We start from the raw sequence: 6,232 nt of genomic DNA on the forward strand, positions 1-6,232 counted from the left end.
GATTAAGCTCCTTTTCCAGTTAGGTTCACTGTTGGGTTGATGATGCCGTACAGCAAATCAACAATGGTATTGGTTACCACGAAAATCAGACCAACAAAGATAACGTAGGCAGTGATCAGCGGTGTATCTACACGGTTGATTGCCTCAAGGAAAAGAAAGCCCGTACCCGGCCACTGGAACACGGTTTCAGTAAGAATGGTGTAAGCCACCATGGTACCAATCTGCACACCACCCACCGTCAGAACAGGTAGCATGGTGTTCTTAAGTGCATGTTGGTAATAAATTTTGTTTAAGTTCAGGCCTTTTGCTTTGGCGAACTTGATGTATTCCGAGCTCAGCACTTCCAACATTTCTGAACGTACCAAACGAATGAACAGCGGCAACATGATCGAAGCCAGTGCCACACAAGGTAGAATCAAGTGCTTGATGCCATCAATGGTAAAAAAGCCAGATTCCCAACCAAGAATATTAGCCGTTTCACCCCGCCCGTAGGAAGGCAGCCAGCCCAGCTCAATGGAGAATACATACATCAGCATAATCGCGGTTAAGAACACCGGAATCGAGATACCGACACTACTCATCGCCATGACAAATTTGGTAAAGATGCTCTTCGGATGAATCGCGGAGTACACCCCAAGAGGAATTGAGAGAAGAATGATAATGAGCGTCGCACCAAACACGAGCTCTAACGTCGCCACCAGCTTATCGAGAATGACCTCAACCGCAGGTCGCTTGAAGAAGTAAGATGTACCTAAATCACCTTGTAGCGCATTGCCCACAAAGCGAGTGTACTTTGTGATAAAGGGATCGTTCAGGCCCAGTTCGTCACGCAGCGCTTGACGCTCCGCTTCTGAAACCGACTGACCTACAAGCTCACGCAGCGGGTCACCCAGGTTGTCCTGAATGGCAAACGCCACCAAACTGATCACAAACATCACTATCAGTGCCTGAAACAGGCGCTTGACCAGAAACGAAAACATTCCTTGCCCCTTAACTATCCATAGATCTCTATTCAGAGAGAAAATTCAGTCTGTAAAACCAACTCAGTCCGACTGAAACAAAACTGAGTAGAGTGCTTTAAGTTGAGGAGGGACATCCACCCCTCCTCAAAATCGACTAACCGTGATTATTCAACCACTAGGTCACCGAAGTAAGGCATAACCATTGGGTTAACGATGTCTGCCGCTTTCACGTTAGACTTCGCGCCCCACGCTTCACTTTGCCAGTGTAGCGGTACGAATGCTGCGTCGTTGTATAGTGTTGCTTCTACGCCTTTCAGCATTTCTGCACGCTTCGCTGGATCCGTTTCTACGTTCGCAGCTTCAACCACTTTGTCCATTTCTGGGTTTGAGTAGTAACCACAGTTGTACTGACCACGACCAGTATCTTCGTTACGAGTCATAGTTAGGAACTCGTTGAAGTTCGCTGAATCTTCCGTATCTGAGTGCCAACCGATCATCAGCATGTCTGCTGCACACTTGTCGAACTCTGGCCAGTATTGCGCTTTTGGCATGGTCTTCAGATCAACCTTGATGCCGATCTTAGACAGCATTGCCGCTGCCGCTTGCGCTACTTTCGCATCGTTCACGTAACGGTTGTTCGGTGCGATCATCGTCAGCGTTAGGCCATCTTCGTAGCCCGCTTCTTTCATCAGTTCTTTCGCTTTCTTCAGATCGTAGCGAGGAACCAGTTTGTCATCGTGACCTACGTAACCTGCTGGGCTTTGCTGACCAGCTGCCGTTGCGAAGCCTTTCATGATTTTCTTCACGATGCCTTCGTTATTGATTGCGTGAACAATCGCTTGGCGAACGCGAACGTCTTTCAGTGCTTCGTTGCTGTTTTGGTTGAGTTGGAACGTGATGATACGTGTACCAGGTAGTGTTACTAGGTCGATGCCGTCTGCATCTTTCACACGTTTGTGATCGTTTGGCGCTACTGGGTGAATCATGTCAACGCCGCCAGAAAGTAGCGCAGCTACACGAGTTGCGTCTTCTTTGATTGGTACAAGCGTTAGCTTATCAACGTTACCTTTCGACTCTTTGTCCCAGTAATCTTTAAAGCGTTCGAATTCCACTTTTACGCCCTGCTCACGAGAAGTCACAATGAATGGACCCGTGCCAGATACGTTAGTCGATGCAAATGAGTTACCGTGCTTCACTAGCTCAGACTTGTCTTTGCCATCTTCTGTCTTACCAGAGTAGAACTTGCTGTCCATTGGGAAGATGTAAGTCGCCGTTTGCAGAACAAGCGGGTAAGGACCTTTAGTCACTAGATCCACTGTGTAGTCGTCAACCTTCACGATTTTTTCGTACGGGTCGAAGATAGCTTTGAAATCTGGAGAGCTTTGTAGACGTTCGAAAGTCCATACTACGTCGTCCGCCGTCATGTCGTTACCAGAGTGGAACTTAACACCTTGGCGTAACTTGAAACGTACCGTTGTATCGTTCACACGTTCCCAGCTTTCTGCTAGACGAGGTTCAAAGTCCATGTCTTGTGTGAAACGAACTAGTGGATCAAATACCATGTGTGACATTTGCAGCGTACCGCCTGATAGCTGCTCATGCGGGTCTAGCGATACTGGGTCAGCTGCGTAGCCAACTTTGATATCTGCTGCCATTGCGTTAAAGCTTAGGCCCGCTGCCATTAGCGCCACTGCTAATTTGCTTTTCATGGTTTTCATTTGCATAACTCCTTCATGCGGGAATTCGAATCCCTTGTTGTGTTTGCGTCTTTGTTATGACTAAGGTTTGTTGACCTTGATGGTCAGCCAAGCGAAAAACTTGGTTTATGCCGTTTTGATTTCTTCTCTCAAACCTGTGAATTCAGGCATCAGAGAAATCAGCTTCTTACTGTATTCATGCTGAGGAGCGGTAAACAGTTGCTCAGTCGGCGCCACTTCCAGTAGCGTACCCATCTGCATCACACCCACTCGGTCACACATTTGGCGAATAACAGGTAAGTCGTGACTGATAAACAGCATCGTTAGGTTCAGTTCACTTTGCAGATCTTTCAGCAAGTTCAGAATTTGTGCTTGTACCGATACATCCAACGCTGATGTCGGTTCGTCACAAATCAGTAGTCGAGGACGGGTCGCCAGTGCACGCGCAATAGAAATACGCTGACGCTGACCACCGGAGAATTCATGAGGGTATTTGACGCCCGCCATTTTGCCCAAACCTACGTGATCAAGCAGGTCATTCACAATCTGACGCGTTTCCGCTTCATTCTTAGTGAGCTTATGGAAACGAATTGGCTCCGCGATGATGTCAAAAATCTTCATACGCGGGTTCATTGAAGTGTATGGGTTTTGGAAGACCATTTGCATTTGACGACGCAGCGGACGGCGTGCTTTTTCTGATTTCAGCGCCGTTAAGTCAATGCCTTCAAAGCTTACTTGGCCTGAGTTTGGTTCATACAAACCTGCAATCACACGTGCGATGGTCGACTTACCTGAGCCAGATTCACCCACCAAACCAAACGTCTCACCTTCGTGCACTTCAAAGCTAACATTGTTTGAAGCCTGTACGTATTCACGGCGGCTTTCAAACAACGAATCTTTGGTCACGAAGCGTAGATTTACGTTCTTCACATCCAATAGAGGGCCTGTGTATTCGCGTTGGTCTTGGCTTTGGCCTAACCAGTGGTTCTTGATGTCCAGTTCTTGTAGCTCTGTTGCTTCTTCGATGTAGCTCACTAGCGGGAAGCGATCGAGTTTAATGTCAGAGCGAGGAACCGCAGAAATCAAGCTGCGTGTGTATGGGTGGTCAGGATCGCCCAATACCTTAGCGGTTGGGCCAAACTCCACCAAATCACCGCGGTACATAACCGCAACACGGTCAGTCACGTTTGAAACCACACCCATGTCGTGCGTCACCAACATACAACCTACGTTGTTCTTGATACACAGTTCACGGATAAGGTTTAGGATTTGGTCTTGGATTGATACGTCGAGTGCCGTAGTTGGCTCATCTGCGATGATCAGTTCTGGCTCACCAGCCAGTGCGATAGCAATAACCACACGCTGGCGCATACCACCAGAGAATTGGTGTGGGTACTGTTTAAGACGGTTTTCAGGTTGCGGAATGCCAACCTGTTGCATTAAAGAAAGCGCACGTTGATATGCCTCTTCATCCGACACCTTCATGTTGGCGTGGATGGTCTCTTTCAATTGTTGCTCAACCGTAAATAGAGGGTTAAGCGAGGTCATTGGGTCTTGGAAGATAAAGCCAATCTTAGAGCCGCGAACCTTACGCATCGCTTCTGGCGTCAAACCAGAAATTTTCTCTCCATCAAGGTACACGTCACCACTGGCAACACGACCCGGAGGGCTAAGCAAATCAATAACGGCGTTACCAACGGTGGATTTACCCGCACCTGATTCGCCAACAACACCCACAATTTCGCCACGATCGATATGAAAAGAAAGCGACTTCACGGCCGCATGGACACCGTGACGGGATGGATATTCTATACGAAGGTTTTTCACCTCTAATAGTGACATTTCAGACCTCTACTGCCTTGTCTGTGGTATCGAATCGCGCAATAAAAGCGCCATTCATTACCTGAATGAATCCGTTCAAATTCAGAATAATACTCTGAAATCTTAATGCGGAAACAATTTGGCAAAAATCACACAAAAAAGCAACAATTAAAGTATATTCCGCCGAAAAAACATTATTTACACGCACAATGAGCGAATAGAAATGCATTAACAAGTATTTAACCACTTTCATAACACACCATTTTTGTGCGCTACGCACCAATAAAAACAGAAAAATGCTCTAAATTCACGCATAAACTCACTATTGATAGTATCCCTATTATTCACGCGCCATCATTAACATTTACCAAACAATATTCCGTTCCCATTGGGACTTTTCGACATAAAATGTTACTAACAAAATAGTCTGCATACATAAAAAGCCAAAATCCCCCTACACACATAGAGGTGAAAACGTGAGCAGATCTGCAAAACAAATGAAATCTGTCACCTAACCTTGGTTATGCGTCAGTTATGCGATTTTGTGATTAAAGTGATTTTGATGCAGTAGAAAACTCCGTATCAGCAACCTGATTAGCCCTTATAAAGCACGTGTTGAACTGGTGATTTTGCGCTTTCCACTGTCATTTTGAGTAAGATAAGAGATAATTAAAGCCCAACGTCGAGTAGTGAATGAAGGAGCCCTTGTGCTTAAAGCGATATTTTTTGATATGGACGAGACTTTATGTGGCACATCTCAAGCCGATAAAGTGGCAGGGCAAGAGTTTGCCGATTGGATTACTCAAACTTACCCTCAGGTCGCTGACTCCACAGCCTTCGTACAGCGCTACTTGCAAGGCGTATATAAGAAGTTAAACGACGAATTCCCTCAACTTATTGCTCTTCTACCTAATGAAAATGCGTTCCGCTGCGGTTTAATCCAAACCATCTTGGCAGAACAAGGTATCGAGATCGATGCAGAACAAGCCCAGCAGGCACAAAGCTTCTTCGATTCAGCTCGCATGGGTGCTTTTACGTTCTTCCCTGGCGTGAAGGAAATGCTTACGGAGCTACGCCAACACTACAAGTTGGTGGTAATCACTAACGGCCCTATCTTCTCGCAACATCCAAAGCTCAAAGCGACACAAATGAGTGAATGGGTGGATCACATCATCGTCGGTGGCGAAGAGCCTGAAGAGAAGCCTGCTGCAAGTATCTTCCACAAAGCACTCAACCTTGTTGACGCAAAACCAGAAGAAGTGATTCATATTGGTGACTCTCTACCAGCCGATATTGCGGGTGCCAACAATATGGGCATTCCGAGTGTGTGGGTTAACGAGGCAGGCACAGTAAACCCAACCGATATCAAGCCAAACTATGAAGTAAAAGAGACCGTTGAGCTGAATGAAATTCTAAAAACGCTCGCTCAATAAAGCACTTAACTCAAGAAATACAAAGCCCCAGCCTCCGTGCTGGGGTTTCTTTTATCAGCTCGAAAAGCATTTGGATCATGGGTGGTCAAAAGCTCCCAAAGCTGTACATTTTTGGTGGAATTGAAAGCGGCGTGAGAGTTTTTGAGGATGAGAAATGTAAAAAAGCCCCAGTCTTTCGACTGAGGCTTCAAATAGCGGTCGATGAAGAGCCATATTCTAACTTCAGGCGAACCCCACTTGGGTTCAACTCCATTGAAATATCGCCGACTAATGCAGTCCAAGCGATGTAATAAGCTCTAAAATGACGAAAGCCTGCTAA

4 protein-coding genes are annotated in these 6,232 nt (G+C 46.3%); 1 reads left to right on the forward strand and 3 read right to left on the reverse strand.

Annotated elements, in window-relative coordinates; genetic code table 11:
- Nucleotides 1-2: 2 nt before the first annotated feature.
- The 3 genes from VJL_RS08195 to VJL_RS08205 all read right to left on the reverse strand — a co-directional run bounded on the left by VJL_RS08195 (nt 3) and on the right by VJL_RS08205 (nt 4,501).
- The gene (locus VJL_RS08195) at nt 3-980 is read right to left on the reverse strand and encodes an ABC transporter permease (protein WP_038869935.1); all 978 of its coding nucleotides are present in this window, start codon (nt 978-980) and stop codon (nt 3-5) included.
- A 146-nt stretch (nt 981-1,126) separates the two neighbouring features.
- Complete coding sequence (locus VJL_RS08200) at nt 1,127-2,680, reverse strand: ABC transporter substrate-binding protein (protein ID WP_038877076.1); 1,554 nt, start codon at nt 2,678-2,680, stop codon at nt 1,127-1,129.
- A 105-nt stretch (nt 2,681-2,785) separates the two neighbouring features.
- On the reverse strand, nt 2,786-4,501 hold the full coding sequence (locus VJL_RS08205; protein WP_038869931.1) for an ABC transporter ATP-binding protein: 1,716 nt from the start codon (nt 4,499-4,501) through the stop codon (nt 2,786-2,788).
- A 686-nt stretch (nt 4,502-5,187) separates the two neighbouring features.
- Here VJL_RS08205 and VJL_RS08215 point away from each other — a divergent pair.
- Nucleotides 5,188-5,913, forward strand: a complete 726-nt coding sequence (locus VJL_RS08215) for an HAD family hydrolase (RefSeq protein ID WP_038877082.1) — start codon at nt 5,188-5,190, stop codon at nt 5,911-5,913.
- The last annotated feature ends 319 nt before the right edge of the window (nt 5,914-6,232 follow it).

Source organism: Vibrio jasicida CAIM 1864 = LMG 25398 (assembly GCF_000400365.1).
Classification (GTDB): domain Bacteria; phylum Pseudomonadota; class Gammaproteobacteria; order Enterobacterales; family Vibrionaceae; genus Vibrio; species Vibrio jasicida.

Bases quoted from the DNA above. Each gene is read 5' to 3' on its own strand.
- VJL_RS08205 (WP_038869931.1), bottom strand. From the start codon at position 4,501: ATGTCACTATTAGAGGTGAAAAACCTTCGTATAGAATATCCATCCCGT.
- VJL_RS08195 (WP_038869935.1), bottom strand. From the start codon at position 980: ATGTTTTCGTTTCTGGTCAAGCGCCTGTTTCAGGCACTGATAGTGATG.
- VJL_RS08200 (WP_038877076.1), bottom strand. From the start codon at position 2,680: ATGAAAACCATGAAAAGCAAATTAGCAGTGGCGCTAATGGCAGCGGGC.